Here is a 21445-nt window from a genome sequence, read left to right on the forward strand (position 1 = left end):
TTTGCCGGTTTCGAGGCTTCCATAACACCATCCGGCCTGCGGCAAGGACCAGTGTTATTTCAGGGTAGCAGATCAGGTTTTACCGGCCTGCCGGGAGCAACCGCTCCCGGCAGGCTGAAACTATAGCATGAAAGGGGAAGAATTATGAAAGCGATTGCAAAACGCATGCTGGCTTTATGGGCAGCTGTTGCCTTGCTAACAGGAATTGCTGCTGTACCGGTGCATCCAGGCTATGCCCTTGCCAATGGGGCGGCGGCGCCGTTGGTTTATGACCTGTTCGACAATGAACCGGCGGGTATAAAAGAGAGTGGCGGCGGATGGCAGATGACGACGGCTGTGAACGGGGAAAACACAGGAACAATCACCGTTGCCGATGTCCCCGGCGGCGGCAACCGCAGCTTGCGGCTGGAGGATACCTACGCGGACAGCTCCATATCCCGGGGGCCTGTTGCCGTTCGCAGCTTCACCCCGCAGACGGATAGCTTTACCGTCAGCTCGCGCTTCAAATGGACACCTGTAGGTACAGGCTACAACACCTTTAATATGATGCTGTACGGGGGCAGCGATATTGCCGCGAAGCTCGCTTCCGGCACCAGCGGACAGATGGCCATTGGCATCAACGGTTCAACGAATCTGCCGGTACCGAAGACCGGGTATTATGTGCAGCCCGAAGTGTGGTACAAAGTGACGATGCTGGTCAATATGGATGCCAGAACCTATGATGTGGTGCTGCAAGCGGATCTCTTCGAGGGCATATCGGGAATCAATCCCTCATATAACGGAGTGCTGGAGCGGGATCAGTACCGCATGAGCGGGCTTCCCTTGTATGAAGGCTTTAACGGAAGCCAGATCAATAAGCTCCGGTTCGATACGGGCAAGAACAGCGGAATCTGGCATATTGATTTTGTCACAGTGGAGCCGGGATTGATGGAGCCGTTGCCCACTCCTGAGCCTCCTCGGCCCCCTGTTCATGAGATGCCGGAAGCAGGGGAGCTGAAGCTGGAGGCGGAGGAGGGAACCATAAGATTGCCCATGCGGGTCATGAGTGATCCGGCCGCATCGGCAGAGGCTTATATTGTGACTCCTGCGGGAACGCCACGGCTGGACGATCCGTCCCAATTGAGTCAGCCAACGGCCAAATACCGGGTGAATATTTCGGTTCCCGGCAAATATGTGCTTAAAGCGAGAGTCATTACACCATCAGGAGGACAAAACTCGTACTATGTCTCACTGGATGGGGGGCCGGAGCAGGCTGTGAATGCGGTTGTTTCATCCGAGTGGGTGCTGCAAACGGTAAAAACCTACCAATTGGGGGCAGGCGAGCACAGCATCGGCATCAAGCATCGGGAAATCGGGGTGAAATTCCATTATTTCCTGCTCGTTGACGAGGCCACAGCTCCCATCGGAGAATTGGTCAATCCTTATCCGGCGCCTTCTGTTACCCCTCCTCCGGAACATCCGCGACTGTTCGTCCGCGGACAGCATGTGCCGCTTATACAGGCCAATCTGGCCAAGCCGGAGATGGCCGCTGCCTGGCAGCAGATTCTCGACGATGCGGAGTATCCGACGAATGGCATTCTGCCGGAGCCTGCGCCCCAGGGCACTAACTACAATGCGGCGGTAATCCGTGCTATTCAAGCGAAGGCGCTGCTCTATCTGCTGGGAGGGAACAGCCAGACGGGCCGCGAGGCCATCGCGATGGCCCGCAATGTGTTGGCCACTGTTTCCTTTGCCAATGAAGCGGGCGCAACCCGCAATTTCGGGGAAATCATCATCACAGCGGGGATTGTCTATGACTGGTGCTACAGCTTGCTGAGCCAGGAGGATAAACAGGCGATTATCGACAAGATGGAGAGGTTTGCAACAAAAATGGAAGCGGGATATCCGCCTGTCCGGGACGGAGCCTTGACCTCCCATAGCAGTGAGGCACAGATATTAAGGGATTTGCTGGGGGCGGGGGTGGCGATCTACGACGAACAGCCGCGCATGTATGAGATGGCCGCAGGAAGGATTTTCTCCGAATTCATTGATGCCCGCAACTTCCTCTATCCGTCCCATTATGCTCCGCAGGGGGATTCCTACGGCCATTACCGGTATACCTGGGAAATGTTCGCCTCCTGGATTTATAACCGTATGGGCTATGGAGATCTGTTCAGCCGGGAGCAGCAGTATACGCTGTACAGTTACTTGTACTCGCGCCGCCCGGACGGACAGCTGCTGCGTGACGGAGATTCCAATTACAGCCGGGACTTCCGCTTCGGCCAGTATTGGACGTATCCTCTGGCTCTGCTCCTAAGCGCCAATTATTATCAGGACCCTTATCTGAAAGGGGAGTTAATGCGCCAGTATCCTCTTAATGGGACTACGATTACGCCCATCAGCCCCATCTGGTTCATTCTATTCAATGATCCCGAGCTGAAGGGCCAATCCCTGGAGGATTTGCCGTTAACCCGCTACTTCGCTGAACCGGCAGGGGTGATGCTGGCCCGCACCGGCTGGGGCGGGGGCGTGGAGTCCCCGGCGGTTGTGGCCGAGATGAAGGTTGGGGTGTACAACTACTCCAATCACCAGCATCTGGACGCAGGCCATTTCCAATTATATTACAAGGGGATTCTTGCGAATGACTCCGGCATCTACCAGGGAGTGGGCGGCGGTTATGGCTCGGCCCATGACAATAACTATAACAAGCGGACGATTGCCCATAATTCCGTGCTTGTGTATGACCCGAATGAGCAATTTCTGATGGGCGGTTCGGGACAGCAGGTTGTCAATGACGGCGGGCAAAGGTTGCCGAACAACCGGGTGGAGCCTAAGACCCAGCAGATTCTGGAAACAAAGGGTTACCAAACCGCGGAAGTGGATGCTTACGGCTTTGGCCCCGACCCTGCGCGCCCCTTATACAGTTATTTAAAGGGGGATCTGACACAGGCTTATTCGGAGAAGGTCGAGGATTACAAACGGTCCTTCGTATTCCTCAATTTGGACCAGCCCGGCCATCCTGCCGCCCTTGTGGTATATGACACGATTACCGCAGCGAATCCCGATTTCCGTAAATATTGGCTGCTGCACAGTGTAGAGGAACCTCAGGTGAACAACGGGAAGACGGTTGTTGAGCGGACGACGCAGGATTACGGGGGACGATTGATCAATGAAACGCTGCTGCCCGAGGCCGGCAATCTGCAAATGGAGAAGATAGGCGGACCAGGGCAGGAGTTTTTCGTATTCGGCCAGAACTTCGATGAAAGTCCCTATTATGCAGGACTGACCTCCGATGAAGGCAAGGGCTGGCGCATCCAAGCTTCTCCTGTTGCTCCATCGGCCACGGATGAGTTTCTCAATGTGATGCAGGTAGCGGACGCAGGCTCTACCGGGGAGCTCTCTGCACAGCGGTTGCTGACGGACGGCATGGTCGGGGCGCGCATCGCGGACCGGCTGGTTTATTTCTCCCGTTCGGGTCAGCTCCTTGGCGATACGGTGTCCCTCAGTGTATACGGCAGTGTCTACGATACGGCAGGAGGAGAGACGGACGGTTTTGTTGCGGATGCCAAATGGAAGGTATTGCTCACGGATATGCCCGCGGGCTATTGGCGGATCGACCGCAATGGAGTGGAAGGGGAAGTGGAGTACGAGGTGGCTGTGGAGAGCGGGACGCTGTATTTTGAAGCGGATGAGGGCGATTACGTCATCCGCCGCTCCGGACAACGGACATTGCCGTTGCCTGAGCCTCCTGCCGGTGATACGCCGGAATCTGTACCAGATGTGACGGTTGCTATAGAAGTGGATGGGGATATTCTGCCGCAGGCTGTAAAGCCGCAGCGGCAAGGAGATGCCATCATGGCAGCAGACCAAAGTGTATTTGCAGCAATGGGAATAACCACTAATTGGGATATGGCAACCCAAACATGGACTGCAGTCAGGGGAGGCAGTTTTGTTGCGATGACGCCTGGCTCGGCAGCGGCGGTTGCCCATGATGGAGCTTATGGGTTGGAAGCCGCCCCATACTTTGCCGCAGATCAGTTGTATGTGCCTCTGCGGGATGTGGCACAAAAACTCGGCTTCAGCTATACGTGGAACTATTATGCGCAAAAGGTGATACTGACTCCGCTGCCTGTGACCACACCGGGGGAGCATGTACGGCAGCTGGAGGTGATGGAGGTCATCTCAACCGATGATGATACAACCAATCCGTATTATACCATTGACGGTGAAATCGTCCCCGAAAACAGATGGTCCGCCGAAGGACTGGGGAAATGGATTCGCTTCGATCTCGGCGGGGAAACGGTAATTAATGCAGTGGGGATTGCCTGGTATCAGGGCAAATCCCGCAGGAGCTATTATAAGCTTGAGGTGTCCACCGATGGCGAGAGCTGGGTGGAGATGTTCAATGGAGCGAGCAGTGGACAGACCGAGCAGCTCGAATTCCAGATGATTCCGGAAGTGTCGGCACGGTATGTCAGGATCGTGGGCTACGGCAACGATTCTTCATTATGGAACTCCATAACGGAGGTGTACATTGGAGCTCCGCAGGTACCGTAAGGAGGGCTGGCATCCGTCCGGGGCGGAAGGCTGATGGGCACAAGTTGCCGCAGCTTGCATCATAGATCATTCCCTTCCCCGCAGGCTTCTCATAGGGACCCATGACTCACGGCCAAGCGCTGCCGATTCTGATTTGACGGAAGTTATGAAGCTTTCGTATTTATTCTGGAGAAATGACATGAACCTATGTCATTTCTTTTTTTGACATATCAGTATATAATTCGGAGGAAGGAGAGCCCTTTCTCAAAGTCACAGAAAGTATATATCGGAAGCGGCAGGGCAATTGCATTAGACTTTGTACGAAACATGCCCCTATGCGTTTCTAACGTGGTTGTGCTGTGGTTTTGTTCCTTCACAGTAGACATTTTGCGAATTTTGTCTTTCATACAGTGGACATGAGCAGAGTAGCTCTCTACTCCCCTACTTTGCTCATAAAACACAATATACGGGAAACAAACGATGTTCAACAACTATATATAGACGTGTATCCTGGAGTGACCGCTATAGCCGCAATGTCCACTTTCCAACGGACATTCGGGAAGGTTTTGTCCTTCTGACGCACACAAAAGCTGGATATGAAAATCCGGTTTCTGCGCTTCCTCTACCTTGGACTAATGCGATTGCCCTGCGGGAAGCGGCTAGACGTTCCGCTATTTTGCTCCAGAAGTCTGGAATCCCCCGCTTTTTCAGATTTAACGGATCGTGAGTCCGCGGGGGAGAAAAAAAGGTGGATTTTAGCGAAAAAGCATGGCGAACGCGCTATTCATGAAGAAAGTCTGTCTTTCCAGAAAGCTCATCCAGCAGTTGACGGAAGAGAAGAAGCAGAGTATTCTGTTATTTGCCCGGACCGTTCCGCCAGGCTCTGCGGCTTTTTGCGTTTGGCTGATCTATCTTGAACGCCTCTTCCTGGTTTCACAATCGCGTTCACTACTTATACCACGAGCCCAGAATCAGCTTTCATGATTTGATTGCGGAATAGGCTTTCTAAGTATTGCCGTGAGATAGAAGAGCATAAAATAAAAGAGAAACATATTTAGCCATATTGCCCTTGCAAGAAGCCCATTATTTTTGGGTTTGTAGTGGCGCAGGGAAATAACAACTTTTGAGATAAGCAAGAATACCCACAAAATTGATATTCCAAGAGGCAAAACGTTCCTTCCTATCTCCAATACCCACCGTATATGAATAGGTAATTTAATAACAAAGGTGATATCTCCGTGGTATAATGGGATACTTGAACTGACAACCGTAAACCGGAGGCGAGATATGCTGACTTTTGAACAGAAACTGGCTGTACTGGATTCCTATCCCGAGCTTGAACGCAAGAGTGTGTCACTTGGCCGGGTGAACTATCATTTTGAGGGGAGCCGCCACGACAAAAAAACCATTGCCTACCATTTACACCCGAACGGCAATGGCTTTGTATATGCAGGATTGCTGAAGGGTTATCCCGTGGACGACAAAGGGTTTGTCAATATCCGCGATTATTCCGAAGACGGGCTGCGGACATTGTTGAATGCCACGATGGCTGCGCTGGCGGCCTATGAACCCTTGGTTCCCTCCCCCAATCGAAAGAAGCGGAAAACGCAAAACAGCCGCTGGACCGATGCGGACGGAAACGGGCTGGAGCTGAAATGCGAGGATGACATGTGGTATCTCTATGCCGGAGTGAACCTGGAGATGGCCTTCGAGACGCTGCCGGAAGCGGAGGAGTACCTGGCAGAGGAAGGTTTTGTCCGCGCTGGGGAGTAATCCATCAGCCTCTCATCCTGAATCGGCACATCAATGTGGCCTGCACGATCTGCTGCACCGACCGGGCAGGCCTTTGGCGTCTGAGGCAGCTCGACCTCCTGGGCGTTTTGTATTTCAACTCCTAATCTTCGACCGCCATCTCCACGAATAGTATTCTCACCCTGTACCGCGGTGACGATAGACTCCCCAGCAGCCGCATACTTTCATCTGCAATAGCCTCATTGTTTCCGCAAACCGCCTACCCCATGACAAGTATAAAGCAGAGATTAAAACAGTTAATCACAATCCGGCCAGTGGATGGCTAATTAGATGAAGGCGTATGCATTAAACTCATACGAAGCAGAAAAGAGGCGTGATGCCCATGGGTTTTGAGCTTGTGGAAGCCACTATTCCGCAAATCCAGGCGGCGATGGAGTCCGGCGAATTGACCGCAAAACAGCTGGTTCTTGAGTATTACGAACGGATTGCCGATCATGATAAGAACGGTCTGACCGTCAATTCGGTGCTGGAGCTCAATCCGGATGCGCTGTTCATCGCGGAAGCGCTGGATGTGGAGCGTGCTGCGTGGGGCCCACGCGGTCCCCTGCATGGCATTCCCGTGCTGTTAAAGGACAATATTAATACCGGTGACAAAATGCATACCAGTGCAGGCTCGCTGGCTTTGGCCGATTCGTATGCGGTAGAGGATGCCTTCCTGGTGGCCAGACTGCGCGAAGCTGGAGCAATTATCATGGGTAAAGCGAATATGACGGAGTTCGCCAACTTCATGACCACCGGCATGCCTTCGGGCTACAGCTCACGCGGCGGTCAGGTGCTTAATCCGTATAACATTTCCACTCCAACGGGAGGCTCCAGCGCCGGCTCGGCTGTGGCTGTAGCCTGCAATTTCTGCACCGTGTCCGTGGGCACGGAAACCTCCGGCTCAATCCTCAATCCTGCCAATCTTGGTGGCATTGTCGGCTTCAAGCCGACTGTAGGTCTCATCAGCCGCTCTGGCATTCTGCCGTTGTCGAACACCCAGGATACCGCCGGCCCAATGGCCCGCACGGTGAGGGACGCCGTGTTGCTGCTGAATGCCTTGGCAGGGGAAGACGGCGAAGATGCCGCTACCCGTACAGCCGCCGGGAAGCGGCATACGGATTACACGGTATTCCTTAACGCTGATGGACTGCAAGGAGCACGTATCGGCATTCCCCGCGATTACTATTTTGAGGAGCTGACGGATGAGCAGCTTGCCATCTTCAACAGCACACTGGACATGATGCGCGGACTGGGTGCAACAATCATTGATCCGGCCGACATCAGAACAGCGCGCGCGATCAAATATTCGTCCGTGGTCCTCAATGAATTCAAGGCCTCACTTGGTGCTTATCTTGCCAAACTTGGTCCTGGTGCCAAAATACGATCGCTTAAGGATATTATCGATTTCAACCATGCCTATCCCGTGCAGACGCTGCGCTACGGGCAAACGACGCTGATCGATGCCGAATACACTACCTCCGGAACGTTTACGGAGCCGCAGTATTTGCGCGACCGGCTCACCGACCTGCGCCTCTGCAAGGAGCAGGGCATTGATGCCACGATGCGGGAGCACGGGCTGGATGCCCTGCTGTTCCCGGCCGATTTCGGCGCCAGGATCACTTCACGTGCAGGCTATCCGTCCATCGTTGTTCCCGCCGGCTATACCTCGGCAGGTGTGCCATTCGGCGTTGCTTTTGCCGCCAGGGCGTATGAAGAGCCGGTGTTGATCTCGCTAGCTTATGCCTTTGAACAACATCACAAAGTCCGTCGCCCGCCATCGCTGCGCAGCTTTATTTAATCGTTAAGGGAAAATGAAATCTTAAGCTATAGTGATAATTGGGAGGTTAAGATGGAACTGACCGGGTTTGCTCCAATGGGATTGTTCATATCTTTACTATTTATTATTGTGCTGTTAGCCGTTATTTCATTGGTGATTCGCTATTCCATAGATAATTCAAAGCTTACAAGAGAAATAGTTCTCATAAGAAAAGAACTGGAGGAAATAAAGCATCATTTTAATAAAAATAAGTAAGGAGAAACATGGATGCAAATGTGACGCCAATATATTACCAGGAAGGGAATGGGATGATACAGACTCGATTTATTTTATAGACTCAGATGGACATAAATTTGAATTGCACACAGGACAATGAGTTGACAGAATGGAATATTATAGGGAACCGCAATTCTTTTTGGAAAGGGTGTATTCATAGATGAAAAGCATTAAACCCGGCCGTGGTCCATCTGCGATGGGGGCAATTGGGAGTGTTGCCATAGGGTTGTTTGGGGTCATCTGGACCATTGGCGCAGCAAATATGGGAGCTCCCATATTTTTTGTGTTTTTTGGTATTGTTTTTGTAGGATTTGCAGTTATGATAGGCATTTATCATTTCAAGAATGCAACGGGGGAAAACCGGATGTCGGTTTTTGATATAACAGAAAATCAGGAAGAACCCGATCCATTGGACAATTATTTTAACCAACGAACAAGAAGTAACCATACAATTTCTGAAATCAATTCTACTACAGATCGTAATATTAATTACTGTCCCTATTGCGGGAGCAAGGTAATTGAACAAACATACAAGTATTGTCCAAAGTGCGGTAAAGAAGTTAGAGACAATTGGTGAAGAGCATCACATCATTTCCCGCGGCAGGCATTTACGATTCTTCGTTTGCAGCACCGCCAGGTGAAGAATTCGGGAGAATCATAGACTCGTTGCTTTTACTTCAGCTTGCTCTAATGAACAAAAAGACCCCATTGTATTCGAGGGATACGGCCAACACTGGAAAGTATGTATTAACCCTGAGGTACAGGTCATAAACCACTGAGTTCACGATTGCGTATTCTTTCATTGAAGATGACAGCACAGATCTATTTGGAGCTGTAGCAATAGATGGAATGAATATACAAATAATTTGGGGCCATAAAGACGAAGAAAATCAAGATACGATCCATATTGGAGGATCATTGAATCCATAACTTGCAGATAAGGAGGTATACCTATGAAGAAAAAAATAGTGGCCGGAACATTGTTGCTGCTTGTTCTTGTCTCCGCAGTGGGATATTTTGTCGGGAGAGGTAAGGAAATCATCAATCATAATTATGTATTTGTTGGGGCGGGAGAGTATTGGACTGCGGAATATACAGTGACTGCCAAGGAATTCTTTCATGAAAAGAATAACCGAACGGAATATAGTTCAAATTCGACAAGTGAAATTAAGCTCATTTACAGCAGAGAGTTGACCGAGTTATCGGAGCTTAAGGAAATATCATACTCGTTTAAGGGTAATGCCGGTAGTGAGAGCGGAACTGAAGCATTAACCGTGCCACCTAAAAGCAAGGAGGTTATAAGCAGGTCCTCCAGCGGCAATGGTGCATTTGAGAGGAAAGAATCAAAGATTGAGGTTACAGTGGAATGGCAGGGTAAAAAGGAAACCTTTTATTTAACAGCGAAGTGATCATCATATTTTTCAAATTCGGGGTGGGGAAATCGTGACAGACAAAAAAACCATAGTACAATTTACGGTTCTGACATTTTGCATAGCTTATCTTGTGTCAGGGACTTTAATTGCTCTGGGGCCATTTGGGTATTCGGTTCACAATTGGGTTTACTCGCTGCAGCAGCTCGCGATGAATGTTCCTTTCGCAATCTATATTTTGTCTCCTGCTATTGCTTCCTATATCGTTCTGAAGAAAAATAATAAAATAGCAGGTTTTAAGGAATGGTTGAAAACTGTTTTTTACGCCAAAAATAAACTCTCTCTCTATTTGTTCGTTGTTGGAGGGCTGACGCTGTATTTTTTGATCCATCTTGCAGTTTCAGGCCGGTTCGAAATGGGGCTTCCCTTTTATACGTTCTTCCTTTCCCTGCCGGGTAATCTTATTATCGGGGGCCTGGAGGAAGCCGGTTGGATGTACATCCTGCAGCCTGGGCTTTACAAAAAATACGGATTTGTTTTATCGTCTATTTTCGCTGCATTTATTTGGACTTTATGGCATATTCCTCTTTTCTTCATTCCGGGGACGAATCACGGAGAGGGGCTCATTAACTTTGGGATGTTTGCAGTTCAACTTTTGTCGTTTCGGTTTTTCAATGGGGCCATTTACACCATATCGGGAAAAGGCCGTGTGTTTATGTGTGTTTTATTCCACACCATGTTCAATGCGGCATCCCCCATCTTTGGCGGTATGACTAAAACTTGGGCGGGAACCATTGCCGCAAATGCGGCGATTATTCTTGTTTCAATTGCAACCGTTGTGATATACGGCAAAATGAACAGGCAAACAGTTTATTGGATTACGATAGGGAAAGAATAGACCAGATATTCTTGGGATGATTTAAAGATTAAATTAAGTGAGGGAGGCAAAATTCGGAATGCAAAGAAGAACTGCTGGAATAGTATTGCTGGGTATAGCTGCGTTTTTGTATGGAGTACGTTACATATCGGCGGCAATCTTTGGCTCCAATGTGTCATCTTGGGGGTCCGATCTTTTTAAAGTAATGTTAAATAGTGTGGGTGAAGGGCCGATCATGTTTAGCCGGATAGCTTTTATAGCGGGTGTGATTTATCTGGTCCTTGCAGAATTCGAAACGCCGCTGAAGAAAATTGCAAATGAGATAAAAAGCAATTGGAATAAAGAGCTGTAAGGGGATAGTAATGTTAAAAAATGGATATTAATCCTAAATGAAATACTTTTGGGTTAGTATAAAGGCGGTTACTCATATAACACCGTATTTACGCGGCGGGCCTTAAGCCTCTTGGGTTCGTGAATACAGCAACGTTATAGGAAATTATCGTAAAGCAATTGTTGTAAGAAATTCTAAGGAGAATGAATTAAATGAAAAAACTAATTTTCATATGTGGCGCTAATGGTGTTGGTAAATCAACAGTAAGTAAAGCTCTGAACAATCGTCTTGCGAACTCAGTATATATTGATAGTGAGTATTGTTGCAGCATGAACCCCTTTGAATTTAATAATCAAACCATCCGACTGATCAAACAAAACCTTAGTGCCTTAATGATTAATAGTTTCCAATGCGATTTTATCGAGACGGTGATATTTCCTTACGGATTTCACGGGCCGCGAAAACAAATATTTGATGATGTGATACAGGAACTGAGATTAAATGGCATATGCTATGAGTTTCATCCAATAATTCTAGAATGTGATGTTAACGAGAACATTAGTAGGATGCGAAACGATAATAGAGATGAGATACGAATTGAAAGAGCCTTAAAGAACACAAGACATATATATGAGGATTATGATTACCCAAGGATTAACACAACCAATTTGACTGTATCAGAGACGATGGATGAAATATTAAAGCTAAATACAAGAACGTTGGGTGTAATCATCTGAAGGGTTTTTATAAAACAATAAAGGAGAATTCAATGCCACCGTATTTCTCTATTGAATTGACTTTTCCGTATAGATCATTGACCAGTTCATTTGTAAGGGATTTCTATTCAACGTTGTTTTCTAAATATCCCTATAAGTCAGGTTTTTGGAATAGTAAATCTAATACCATCGAAGAAATTATCAAATGGAATCAACAACTTCTTGAGAACAAGTTTGTTCTTGGTTTTGATGAACACGTCAAAAATAATTATAAGCAAATTCTCTTAATGAGTGACACTTTCTCAGAGCTAAGGCATTTCTGGAGCTACAGCAGGAATGAAATACGGGGAACTATCCTAATACCAGAGTTTGATGTTCTAGTTGATGAAGATGTATGGAAATTTTCCGGAAAATGTTTTGATGAAATCAAGGATTTTTGTGAGTGGATATGGGTTAAGAGTTCAATTGAAACTCTACAGTCCTGTTTGGAAATGGATGGTGGACCTATTAATACAGATAAGATTAAAGCAGGGATACAGCCATCCACAAATCCAATAAGCATAGTTGATAAAAAGATATTCAAGAATTTAAAGGGAATAAAGGAATCAATTGTAATAGAAACTGCAGAAAAAAATGGAGTAATGATGATAGATCAACGACTTCTTGAATGATATCGCGATAATTTTCAATGAAGAGATGACTTCAACTGACATGTATTCACGCGGCGGGGGACAAGCCCCCTTGGCTTGCATAAGGCATTTTCGAGAAAGTGGAATCAGCAGACAACCCTGCGAATCTAACCGCAGCTGCGGCCAGTCGGGAGCTAGCTTATCGGGGGAAGAATCATGATGTTTAAATGGCTTAAGGAAATTGGTATTAATTTAAAGCCTACATACAATACAGAATATCTATTTGAACATTATACTCAAGAAGAAATGGAACAAGATCCTTATGTTAGATTATTGGTTTATGCATCAGGACTATCGTTCCTCGATTATCAGGTGTATAATTATGGAAGAAACTCAGACGACAAACGACCCAGCCTGAAATGAGAGCTATTTAGGGCTGGGTCATTTCGTGAATACAATAACGTTAGGAAAAATTGATGAAAACCTATTTAAACAAAAAACTATCATTTTCTTGTGGGTGAAATCGTTGCAGATATTCTATGTTACTTTTTTTGTTTTAATATGTATTTTTTACACTTTATTTACTTTAGGGATAGCAGCAATAATCCTTTTTAATAGAAGTTTGTGGCGTTGGCGACGGAATGATATCAAAGAGGTCATACAAATACTAACTGAAGTTATAGGAAAGATAGTTGCTGTCATATTTTTAGTTTTTTTTATGAAGTATTTCACTATACCTTATTGGAAAGATGCTCCCACAATAGTAACGCAAAATTTCTATTATACGGAGGGGTATATCTCAAAAGAATATCACAAAAGAAAGGACTTTAATGAGTACGTTGTTGTTAATGGAAGATCAATAAGCTTCTTAATTTCATCAAAAATTGAAAGAGGACAGAAATATAAAATTACTTATCTCCCAAATACAAATACTGGAATACAATATAAAAAGATTGAACAATGAGGAGTCTCAAGATGCCATCAACTTCGCCTAACACCACATTTCCACTAAGGCCGACCTTATTCGAGTTATCGGAGCTGAAGGAGCTATCGTATTCTTTCAAGGGTACTTTCACTGGAGGAGGCGGCACTGAGGTATTTAAGCGTTCCTCCTGAAAGCAAGGATGTGATAAGCCGTTTTCCAGAGGCAATGGCGCGTTTGAAAGGAAGGATTCCAGGATTGAGATTGGTGTGGAATGGCAGAGCAAGAAGGAAAACTTTACGTTAACTGCGAAGTGATGAAACCGGGGGAAGATTAAATGAAAAAAGTATTGATCGGCGGGTTTTTATTTGTTTCCGGAATCTTATTATACATTGGAATCCACATTTCAACTGTAATTTTTATGACAGAGGTAAAAGGGTGGTCTATACCTCCTGGAAGGTTCGGAACGGCACTTGAGGAAGTCGGCGGGAAGGCGGAATTTATTGTTGCTTTGCTGCTGTGCATCATCGGGATAGGGTTTATGGCCTGGGATGGAGGCAAGACATTCCTTCAGGAAAGAAAAAAACAAACCCGCAGAGACGAAAAGCCAGAGGATGAAAAGCTATTGGTTTAGTCAGCAAATTAAAAAAGGAGAGATTCATTTGCCCGTTGAACGTTTTCATATCCATGTATCCGATGAAGTCCTTCTGGATCTGCAAGAGCGGTTGAACCGTGTCCGTTGGCCGGAGCAGCCAAAGGAATCCGGCTGGGAGCGGGGAACCGAATTGGCTGAACTGCAAGCGCTGGTTGCGTACTGGCGGGACCATTACGATTGGCGGGTGCACGAATCCGAGCTGAATCAATTTTCCCATTTTCGGTGTACTGTCGATGGTGTTGAGGTGCACTTCATTCATGAGCGGGGGAAGGGGCCTCATCCTATCCCGATTATTTTAACCCATGGATGGCCGGACAGCTTCCTGCGCTACCGGAAGATCATTCCGCTTCTTACTGACCCAGCCCGCTACGGCGGCAATCCAGAGGATGCCTTTGATGTTATTGTCCCTTCAGTCCCTGGCTTCGGCTTCTCCAGCTGTTCTGAAGGGAGCAGCATAAGCAATTGCGGTGTTGCCGGGATATGGGCCAAGCTCATGACAGAAAAGCTCGGCTACGCCACATTCGCTGCTGCAGGCGGAGATATTGGCTCCGGAGTCACCCGGTACCTTGCGGCGAACCATCCCGAGCTGCTGATCGGCATCCATCTAACCGATATCGGGATTATTCGCGGGCTTATGGCTGCGCCGGATCAGGAGCTTTCGGAGGAGGAGCAGCGCTACAAAAGAGAGGCGCAGGACTGGATTTCCCGCGAGGGAGCCTATATGTCCATCCAATCCACCAAGCCTCAAACCCTGGCTTACGGGCTTTCCGATTCGCCGGTGGGGTTGGCCGGCTGGATCATGGAGAAATTCCGCAGCTGGAGCGGTTGCGGCGGTGATCTTCTGCAAGCCTTCAGTGCGGATGAGCTGCTCACCAATATTATGATCTATTGGGTTACCAACACGATAGGCTCCTCAGCCCATATGTACTATGAAAATGCCCATTCGCTGCCGCCGCTGGGACGCATTGAGGTGCCAACGGGAGTTGCGCTGTTCCCGGCCGACATTTTGCCCCCTCCCCAAGATTGGGCCAGGCGCAGCTTGAATATAACCCGGTGGACTCCCATGCGGCGCGGCGGACATTTTACTGCCATGGAAGACCCGGAGCATCTGGCCGATGACATCCGCGCATTTTTTCGGGTTCTCAGGGGCTAAGCTGCTAAAAGATGATTGGGGAAGCTGAGCACATTTAACGTTGCATTCTGTGAAACCGGGATGTAAAGTGAATGTAAGGGAGGGATTTCCAATGATGGATTTTATAAAAGACCTTGCTGTCCACATACTCGGCGTCGCGATTGGCGGTTTAATTGCTTATACCATTGCCAGATGGCAATTTGAAGCTAACGAGATCATTCTAAATCGAAAGAAGCAAGTTCTGCTGAAGGAAAATGTTCACCGCATTCATGAGGAGCTAAAGAGGAATTTGGAAATCATTATGGAGTTGAAGCGGGTTCTTCAGCAAAGCAACAATCCAGGAGTTGATGTGCTGGAATGGGGAGCCGCTTATGTGGATTCGTTCTCCTTTTTCTCATTTAAGCATCTGAGCGGTTCTTCTTTCCATGTATTGCTGCCGGCACCGCTGGAAAAGTGTATGTTTGAATCCTATTCCGAATTGGAGAGGCTGCAGAACAGGTACAGACAAACCATAAAGGCGCATCATTATAGCCTGGAATCTCATAGGGCTCAAGAAACGGAGAATCTTGACGTTGCCAATATGAAGGCCGCCATAAATGAAGTCCTAGATAAGCTGGAAACCAACATTAATGAAATCAAAGGGTTTAGTGTGTAATCCATTCCTGCCTCGATTTCAGGAAGGAGAAAAAATGGAGAATCAAAACGAGGTTTTTAAGCAGGATCTAAGCAAGGAGGAACGCCCCGGAGGAGTCTTTATGATCCAGCTCTTAATGAAGGAGCCGGTTGAGCTGCCGGAGAAAGCGCAGATGGAAGCGGTCATGGCGCGGCATCTTTCGGAGGTGGAGTGCTTCTGGCACAATGAAAAAGGTGCAGGTTTTTCGGCCAACAAGTATCTGGCGGAGTTTAAGGATGCATCTGTCCCGCCGCAGTTGATGATTATGCCCTGCTCTTCTTTTGAGGCGGATCATATTGATGTGTTTCAGAAAAGCCAGATGTGGAACTGTATGGGGGAGCGGGACAGGATACTGGAGGAATGCCGGTATCAGGTGATGGCCACGGATATGCTGGCGGCGACGCTTCCGGTCGAGGAACGGGCGGAGCTGGATATGGACTTCATGGAGGCGCTGGTGGAGCTGTTTCCGCAGTGCGAAGCGGTTTATCTGCATACCTCCGGAAAGCTGTTCCCTGCCGGGGAGATTCGGAACCATCAGATTCCGCGGGAGGACCGCTTCATACACTTTGCGGTTAACGCCCGTTTTTTTAACATTCAGGGCACAGAGGACATGCTCGTGGATACCGTTGGCATGAGTACGTTGCTTTTGCCGGACCTTCAGTACCATTTTCATAGCATGGACCCGAACTGGGTGGTGAATCATGCGTACACTGTCGCTGCTTATATTTTCAAAAACAATGACTCCTTAAAGAATGACGACACTATCGATGGCATTGCGGATGGGCGGTTTGACCCTAATGTACAGTGGAAATGCCGTTGCGAGGATGCTTTGATCCAGCCGTCCAGACCGGTTTTTGACGTTTGTATGGGGCAATACGCCTCCGGCAGCCGTGAATGAGACCAGTGGATCTGCTCCACGAAGCAGATTTCAAAGGATATATGAAGGAGGTTGGGTTAGGATTGGAACTGTTACTGATACGTCACGGAGAGTCGCTTCACAATATCGGTGCAAGTTCACTGAAGGACAGCCTGCTCTCCCCCCGCGGAATCGTACAGGCGCGCCAGACTGGAGAGGCGCTGCGCGGTGAGAATATTCAGCGTATATACAGCAGCTTGGTACACCGGGCATTGGAAACGGCGGAAGTGATTAGCGGCATCTTGCAGGCTCCCTGCATCTTTTGGCGGGACCTGGCGGAGTCTCACTTTTGCTGGGATGAACCTGGACATGGACGTTCGGCGCTGTGTCAGCGATTTCCCATGTTCGAGTTTCCTGCGGAAGCGACGGAAGAAGGCTGGGCCGCTTTCAAAAACGATGAAACGGAAGAGGAAGTGCTAGAGCGTATGGGCGGCATTGCCGAAGCGTTTTTTGCTATGGCTCAAGCTGAGCCGGAAGCGATCATTGCCGTCATTATTCACGGAAATTCAGGGAATGCACTATTGAAGCGTTTTTTCGGCATGTCGCATTCGGGCATTTATTTTCATCATGGCAATTGCGGTATTACCCGATTGCGCATCAACCCGGATCGGACGATTAATGTCTTCGCCATGAACGACGAGCGGCACAAGCTTGAAGAACCCCTGTCCACTGTGACGGAATATATATAGAGCCTGTTCAAAAAGCCCCGAAAAACGGATAGAAACAAAAATGCACCTATGCGAAAATGGTAAAATGGAAGTGCGACTACAACCATATTAACCATACGCGAGGTGCATTTTCATGGACTTTCAGCTTGAACTGCTGCCCTGCCACTACTATAACACAGGTGCTAGTGAAATATGAAGGAAATCGGATCGTGATGATTTTGGATAACGCGAAGATTCATCGCGCCGAACTCATTCAGCCGTTTTGTTGATGTATCTTCCGCCCTACAGTCCAAATCTGAACATGATTGAAGAACTATGGGGCTGGATGAAGTCATCGGTCATTTACAATGTGCTTTTCGATTCGGTTCAAAAAATCCGCAAAGCCGTTCAAGGTTTCATTTGCCATATTAACGAACACCCTCCGCTACTGTGGAACGCTTATATTTGCAATTCTAATTGTTTTTTGCCGAATATATAGCAACTTTTAGTTGAATATTTCGTTTGTATAGTTATACATAATGTGGGAGGTGAATCCTCTGTTTAAAAGAGGCTTCTTAATCGCATCCATTACTGTAATACTGCTATATTTCATTCTACCTATTGTCTATATTGATCCAGTACGTTGGTGGGACTCGATTCAAAATGCAGAGGGACACATACAGTTTATTGCGAAGATGATGGTGACCATCGTGATTAGTATTCCGGTTGGGATAGCAATTGGATGGTGGCAAAAAACAAACTCGACCTGGATAAAGGGCTTTGTCTCGGGATTAATTACTGCACCTATCCTTTTAGGATTACTGATCTTAGCATATATCCTGCTAAACATTGCACCGTAGGAATAGAAAACTCCCCATAGTTTTAGTTTAGGGTAGTTTTTTGTTTCCTAATGCTTACGACTTGCTAATCAAGGTAACGATGTTCCAAATCTTACGACCATCGCCGTTATTAACATAAATATTTACATTATTGTTCGTCAAGCAGCGCATCTGTGAAGATCCACTGCCATCAAGGAAAATACCGTCAAAGCATCCTTCACTTTTCAGATAATCTCTGCACGCATATAAGCTCTTCCATCCTCTAGATATTGCAAGAAATGCATAGGTTTCTGAACCGCTATTTTTTAGGCCAAGGCAAGTTCTGTTTGTCAGGGCTAGATTGGGATATAGTCCGCTCCAATCCTCATCTGAAAAAACGCTGTCCTTCCAAGTGGAGTTCGAACTGATACCAAGGGATAGGCTGCCGCCACCGATCATGGCTTTATAACGGTGGTTTTGACCTAGTTGATTTTTGACATCCGTAATGGATGTTGCTCGAAGAATTCCTCCTTTTAACTTATAGTTATCAAAGTAATCTTCAAAAATAACAACTGTCCCGCGGGATTTATTTCCGTATGCATTTGTCGATCCATGATCACCGTATATGCTGCTCCAGCCAATAGATAGGGCTTCTGTTGGTGGATTACTGTAGCCGTTAGAAGAGTTAAAGAATCCTCCATTAATACCATAATCGTCAACCGCCGAAATGTTATTCCCAATCTTCCTTGTTGTAATGTTGGAGACCGGTGTTACTATGGTATAGAAATCATCGGTTTCCTTGAATACATGATTAATCGCCATGAGTGATGCCCTCCCAATTTTTAGTATGTCGGAGAGATAGATATCCTCTATGCTTCTCTGGAATATTAAACCTCTCCTAGCACTAGAGTATGAAACATAGTATTTTACGTGATAATTAGAATGCGGATTTTCATAGAAATGCTGTAAGTGGAATGCTACACCAACCATCCGATCGTTCCCTTTTCTTTTCCAATATAGATTTATGGCGATGACTCGGATTCTCTGCTGCAGCCTGCCTCTCTGTGGCCAACACTCCCAATCTGATCTTTACGGTTGCCGGCGGGCGCTGGCTTTATCGGGACAATTGGAGCTTGGAGCTATATCGCCATAATTCAGCTTCTCGGCTACATTATTCCGCCTACTGTCATGCTTCCTTTTATGCTGAACCATGTCAATCAGGCTGCGACGTCCATGAAAAGGATCGAAAATGATGAACCTGCCGGGACCGGCTATCGAATCCATGCAAGGGGAAGATGAAGCCGCTGGCGGTGATCCTTCGGTGGTGCTGGAAGATGTGCATTTTGCTTATCATGCCGGAACACCATAGAGGGGCCGGATATTACGGCGATTGTGGGAAGCGGCAAAACCACGCTGCTGTTTTACAGAAAGGTTTATACCGGCCGGACTATGTTATCGCATGGGCAAGCAAAAGGGCCACGCTTCGGGTTCGCAGCCGGCTTGCCGGGCATCTGCTGAGGTTGCCCTATTCCTACTGCGATGTCCATTCGAAGGGGGAACTGCTGTCGCTTTTATTCAATGGTCTCGAGTGCCTGGAGAGCATATACGATGGGCAGCTATACAAAACTCTGGAGAACTTCTCCAGAGGCTTACCGGGGTTGTGAAGCTTTGTGATTGATTGGAGATTGGGCATCGTGGCTTCAGTTCTCAGATTCGGCTCCATCTGGATAACGGATCACTACAGTGTCCCGTTAGGCCGTATGGGCTCCCGGCTGCAGGAGAACGCGGAAAAGACGACAACGGTATTCCTGGATATTCTGAAAGGGCTCCGCACCATCAAGCTGTTCAGTCTGGCTGCTCTCATGGGACAAAAGCTGGCTCATGCAACAAAAGACGAGGCCGACTGTCAAATCGGGCTTTCCCGACGGCAGGCAGAGGTAAATGCAATCGTCGGCATGATGAACGGTTTGTCAACCTTCGGCATCATGATCATCGGCGCGCTTATGGTGCAAAAAGGACTGACCAACTGGGGGACTGTGGTCGTCGTATCCGGCCTGCAGTTTGCAAGGATATCAGACCGTGATTGCCGAAGGTGGAGGTAGTCTTTCGGGTGGTCAGAGACTGCGGATCGCCATTGCCAGAGCGTTAGTGAAGAAGACGGACATTCTGCTGCTGGATGAACTGACATCGGCCCTGGATGGCGGGGATGAGGCTGCCATTATGTGGATATGTGAATAATAATATGGGGACTCCTGGAGGACAATTTAAGAGATTTGGAAGCGACTCACATGCTAATGGGAAGTATAGATCTTCATTTTTGTGAAGTGTAAGTATGTCGTATGCAATTTTTGATTGTTCTCAGTTTCTAACTTTTAGCTGTGACACGGCATTTTTAAGAATGAAATAGCTAAAGGCACATACCATAATCGCCAACCCGAAACGCTTAGCTGGTTAGACAAAATAACAAATTGTATGCTAAAATAGCATATAGTCACACCGGAATGCGAAAGGGTGATACTGTGGAGCATATTGTTAAAACGGAAAGTGAAATTAGAACAAAATTTCAAATTACAATACCAGATGATATACGCAAAAAAGCCAATCTGCACATCGGAGATACATTAATTTGGCAATATGATGAGATGCAGCAAGAAATCATTGTAATGCCAAAGCCTAAATCATTCTCGGACAAATTATGGGGATTAGGAAAAGAATTATGGAAAAATGAATCTGCAGATGATTATGTTCGAAATGAGAGGGAAAAGTGGTGAATTCTTTTGTTCCACCCAGCGTTAAGAAAATTGCGCTAGACACAAATGTGTTCATTTATGTATTCGAACAATCCTCTGATTTTGGGGAGAAGGCTAAAACAATATTAGAACAAGTTGAAACTGGAATGTTCTCTGCTGTGGCATCTTCTGTTTCTTTGACAGAGATTTTGGTGAAGCCAATTCGCGAAGGGAACAGGGGCTTAGAAAAACAATATAAACTCTTGTTTACCCATTTTCCTAATTTAAGTATTGTACCCGTAGATAACGGTGTTGCAGAAAGGGCTGCTTATTTACGTGGAACTTACAATATCAAGACTCCCGATGCGCTAATTGTGGCCACAGCAATCACTGCTGGCGCAGAATTGTTTATCACCAATGATGTCCGGTTGGAGCATGTAAAAGAAATTCAATGCGTGGCTTTAAGTCAGGTTTGAAATATGCTAGTTCCCCTGTGGAGAAGAGCCCTGTAGAACAAGGGCTCTTTCTGTTCTTGAAGGCTGGCAGCCGCTAGAGCTCCCCGACTATTTCTCCGGTTCTGGAGGTATCATACCCGCCCAATCCACTCACTTCGTCCTTGAATTCCCGGGAACGGAGAACGGCCAGCAAGCTCTGAAAAACGGGCTTTT

The 21445-nt window shown here is 47.4% G+C and carries 21 protein-coding genes and 3 pseudogenes; 23 read left to right on the plus strand and 1 reads right to left on the minus strand.

What is annotated here, in order from left to right; translation table 11 throughout:
* Positions 1 to 144 precede the first annotated feature (144 nt).
* The 19 genes and pseudogenes from hepB to DQG13_RS31335 all read left to right on the plus strand — a co-directional run.
* Positions 145 to 4536, plus strand: coding sequence for a heparin/heparin-sulfate lyase HepB (gene hepB / locus DQG13_RS02295; protein WP_113017852.1), 4392 nt, complete (start codon positions 145 to 147; stop codon positions 4534 to 4536).
* 1266 nt (positions 4537 to 5802) lie between these two features.
* Positions 5803 to 6288: a hypothetical protein gene (locus tag DQG13_RS02305; RefSeq protein WP_113017857.1), complete on the plus strand. Its 486-nt coding sequence runs from the start codon at positions 5803 to 5805 to the stop codon at positions 6286 to 6288.
* A gap of 361 nt (positions 6289 to 6649) precedes the next feature.
* The gene (locus tag DQG13_RS02310) at positions 6650 to 8107 is read left to right on the plus strand and encodes an amidase family protein (RefSeq protein WP_113017859.1); all 1458 of its coding nucleotides are present in this window, start codon (positions 6650 to 6652) and stop codon (positions 8105 to 8107) included.
* A gap of 51 nt (positions 8108 to 8158) precedes the next feature.
* Positions 8159 to 8341 carry a hypothetical protein gene (locus DQG13_RS02315; RefSeq protein WP_113017861.1) on the plus strand — a complete coding sequence of 61 codons (183 nt, stop codon included), beginning with the start codon at positions 8159 to 8161 and terminating at the stop codon, positions 8339 to 8341.
* A gap of 28 nt (positions 8342 to 8369) precedes the next feature.
* Positions 8370 to 8462, plus strand: a pseudogene (locus tag DQG13_RS02320) (metallothiol transferase FosB); the annotation flags it as partial.
* A 60-nt stretch (positions 8463 to 8522) separates the two neighbouring features.
* Positions 8523 to 8939 carry a zinc ribbon domain-containing protein gene (locus DQG13_RS02325; RefSeq protein WP_113017863.1) on the plus strand — a complete coding sequence of 139 codons (417 nt, stop codon included), beginning with the start codon at positions 8523 to 8525 and terminating at the stop codon, positions 8937 to 8939.
* Positions 8940 to 9315: 376 nt separating this feature from the next.
* Complete coding sequence (locus DQG13_RS02330; RefSeq protein WP_113017865.1) at positions 9316 to 9771, plus strand: hypothetical protein; 456 nt, start codon at positions 9316 to 9318, stop codon at positions 9769 to 9771.
* 34 nt (positions 9772 to 9805) lie between these two features.
* The gene (locus DQG13_RS02335; protein ID WP_113017868.1) at positions 9806 to 10630 is read left to right on the plus strand and encodes a CPBP family intramembrane glutamic endopeptidase; all 825 of its coding nucleotides are present in this window, start codon (positions 9806 to 9808) and stop codon (positions 10628 to 10630) included.
* A 58-nt stretch (positions 10631 to 10688) separates the two neighbouring features.
* Positions 10689 to 10961, plus strand: a complete 273-nt coding sequence (locus DQG13_RS02340) for a hypothetical protein (RefSeq protein WP_113017870.1) — start codon at positions 10689 to 10691, stop codon at positions 10959 to 10961.
* A gap of 191 nt (positions 10962 to 11152) precedes the next feature.
* Complete coding sequence (locus DQG13_RS02345; protein ID WP_113017872.1) at positions 11153 to 11677, plus strand: AAA family ATPase; 525 nt, start codon at positions 11153 to 11155, stop codon at positions 11675 to 11677.
* Between the two features lie 32 nt (positions 11678 to 11709).
* Positions 11710 to 12327 carry a hypothetical protein gene (locus DQG13_RS02350; protein ID WP_113017874.1) on the plus strand — a complete coding sequence of 206 codons (618 nt, stop codon included), beginning with the start codon at positions 11710 to 11712 and terminating at the stop codon, positions 12325 to 12327.
* A gap of 174 nt (positions 12328 to 12501) precedes the next feature.
* Positions 12502 to 12708, plus strand: a complete 207-nt coding sequence (locus tag DQG13_RS30490; RefSeq protein WP_146767085.1) for a hypothetical protein — start codon at positions 12502 to 12504, stop codon at positions 12706 to 12708.
* A gap of 25 nt (positions 12709 to 12733) precedes the next feature.
* Positions 12734 to 13249, plus strand: coding sequence for a hypothetical protein (locus DQG13_RS02355; protein WP_113017876.1), 516 nt, complete (start codon positions 12734 to 12736; stop codon positions 13247 to 13249).
* Positions 13250 to 13544: 295 nt separating this feature from the next.
* Positions 13545 to 13841, plus strand: coding sequence for a hypothetical protein (locus DQG13_RS02360; protein WP_113017878.1), 297 nt, complete (start codon positions 13545 to 13547; stop codon positions 13839 to 13841).
* 28 nt (positions 13842 to 13869) lie between these two features.
* Positions 13870 to 15015 carry an epoxide hydrolase family protein gene (locus DQG13_RS02365; protein ID WP_113017880.1) on the plus strand — a complete coding sequence of 382 codons (1146 nt, stop codon included), beginning with the start codon at positions 13870 to 13872 and terminating at the stop codon, positions 15013 to 15015.
* A 91-nt stretch (positions 15016 to 15106) separates the two neighbouring features.
* Complete coding sequence (locus DQG13_RS02370; protein ID WP_113017881.1) at positions 15107 to 15649, plus strand: hypothetical protein; 543 nt, start codon at positions 15107 to 15109, stop codon at positions 15647 to 15649.
* Between the two features lie 34 nt (positions 15650 to 15683).
* A complete protein-coding gene (locus DQG13_RS02375) occupies positions 15684 to 16565 on the plus strand; it encodes a DUF4261 domain-containing protein (RefSeq protein ID WP_113017882.1) in 882 nt (293 codons plus the stop codon).
* A 62-nt stretch (positions 16566 to 16627) separates the two neighbouring features.
* The gene (locus tag DQG13_RS02380; protein ID WP_181592519.1) at positions 16628 to 17272 is read left to right on the plus strand and encodes a histidine phosphatase family protein; all 645 of its coding nucleotides are present in this window, start codon (positions 16628 to 16630) and stop codon (positions 17270 to 17272) included.
* 158 nt (positions 17273 to 17430) lie between these two features.
* Positions 17431 to 17707 (plus strand): annotated as a pseudogene (locus DQG13_RS31335) (transposase); the annotation flags it as partial.
* Between the two features lie 437 nt (positions 17708 to 18144).
* On the opposite strand, the gene DQG13_RS02390 reads toward DQG13_RS31335, so the two are convergent.
* A complete protein-coding gene (locus DQG13_RS02390) occupies positions 18145 to 18870 on the minus strand; it encodes a phosphodiester glycosidase family protein (protein WP_181592521.1) in 726 nt (241 codons plus the stop codon).
* 530 nt (positions 18871 to 19400) lie between these two features.
* On the opposite strand from DQG13_RS02390, the pseudogene DQG13_RS31785 reads away from it, so the two are divergent.
* The 4 genes and pseudogenes from DQG13_RS31785 to DQG13_RS02415 all read left to right on the plus strand — a co-directional run bounded on the left by DQG13_RS31785 (position 19401) and on the right by DQG13_RS02415 (position 21253).
* Positions 19401 to 20150 (plus strand): annotated as a pseudogene (locus DQG13_RS31785) (ABC transporter transmembrane domain-containing protein).
* On the plus strand, positions 20128 to 20286 hold the full coding sequence (locus tag DQG13_RS02405; RefSeq protein ID WP_309472216.1) for an ATP-binding cassette domain-containing protein: 159 nt from the start codon (positions 20128 to 20130) through the stop codon (positions 20284 to 20286). The pseudogene DQG13_RS31785 and the gene DQG13_RS02405 overlap by 23 nt, the downstream one beginning before the upstream one ends.
* Positions 20287 to 20567: 281 nt before the next feature.
* A complete protein-coding gene (locus tag DQG13_RS02410) occupies positions 20568 to 20819 on the plus strand; it encodes an AbrB/MazE/SpoVT family DNA-binding domain-containing protein (protein ID WP_181592523.1) in 252 nt (83 codons plus the stop codon).
* Positions 20816 to 21253 (plus strand): type II toxin-antitoxin system VapC family toxin, encoded by a 438-nt coding sequence (locus tag DQG13_RS02415; protein ID WP_181592524.1) that lies wholly within the window; start codon positions 20816 to 20818, stop codon positions 21251 to 21253. The genes DQG13_RS02410 and DQG13_RS02415 overlap by 4 nt, the downstream gene beginning before the upstream one ends.
* Positions 21254 to 21445: the final 192 nt, after the last annotated feature.

It is taken from the genome of Paenibacillus sp. YN15 (assembly GCF_003285005.1).
Taxonomy (GTDB): Bacteria; Bacillota; Bacilli; order Paenibacillales; family NBRC-103111; genus Paenibacillus_AR.

Excerpts from the sequence above, each read along its gene's own strand:
- hepB (WP_113017852.1), top strand. The coding sequence starts at position 145 with ATGAAAGCGATTGCAAAACGCATGCTGGCTTTATGGGCAGCTGTTGCC.
- DQG13_RS02315 (WP_113017861.1), top strand. The coding sequence starts at position 8,159 with ATGGAACTGACCGGGTTTGCTCCAATGGGATTGTTCATATCTTTACTA.
- DQG13_RS30490 (WP_146767085.1), top strand. The coding sequence starts at position 12,502 with ATGATGTTTAAATGGCTTAAGGAAATTGGTATTAATTTAAAGCCTACA.
- DQG13_RS02325 (WP_113017863.1), top strand. The coding sequence starts at position 8,523 with ATGAAAAGCATTAAACCCGGCCGTGGTCCATCTGCGATGGGGGCAATT.
- DQG13_RS02350 (WP_113017874.1), top strand. The coding sequence starts at position 11,710 with ATGCCACCGTATTTCTCTATTGAATTGACTTTTCCGTATAGATCATTG.
- DQG13_RS02330 (WP_113017865.1), top strand. The coding sequence starts at position 9,316 with ATGAAGAAAAAAATAGTGGCCGGAACATTGTTGCTGCTTGTTCTTGTC.
- DQG13_RS02340 (WP_113017870.1), top strand. The coding sequence starts at position 10,689 with ATGCAAAGAAGAACTGCTGGAATAGTATTGCTGGGTATAGCTGCGTTT.
- DQG13_RS02390 (WP_181592521.1), bottom strand. The coding sequence starts at position 18,870 with ATGGCGATTAATCATGTATTCAAGGAAACCGATGATTTCTATACCATA.
- DQG13_RS02305 (WP_113017857.1), top strand. The coding sequence starts at position 5,803 with ATGCTGACTTTTGAACAGAAACTGGCTGTACTGGATTCCTATCCCGAG.
- DQG13_RS02375 (WP_113017882.1), top strand. The coding sequence starts at position 15,684 with ATGGAGAATCAAAACGAGGTTTTTAAGCAGGATCTAAGCAAGGAGGAA.
- DQG13_RS02370 (WP_113017881.1), top strand. The coding sequence starts at position 15,107 with ATGATGGATTTTATAAAAGACCTTGCTGTCCACATACTCGGCGTCGCG.
- DQG13_RS02345 (WP_113017872.1), top strand. The coding sequence starts at position 11,153 with ATGAAAAAACTAATTTTCATATGTGGCGCTAATGGTGTTGGTAAATCA.
- DQG13_RS02360 (WP_113017878.1), top strand. The coding sequence starts at position 13,545 with ATGAAAAAAGTATTGATCGGCGGGTTTTTATTTGTTTCCGGAATCTTA.
- DQG13_RS02310 (WP_113017859.1), top strand. The coding sequence starts at position 6,650 with ATGGGTTTTGAGCTTGTGGAAGCCACTATTCCGCAAATCCAGGCGGCG.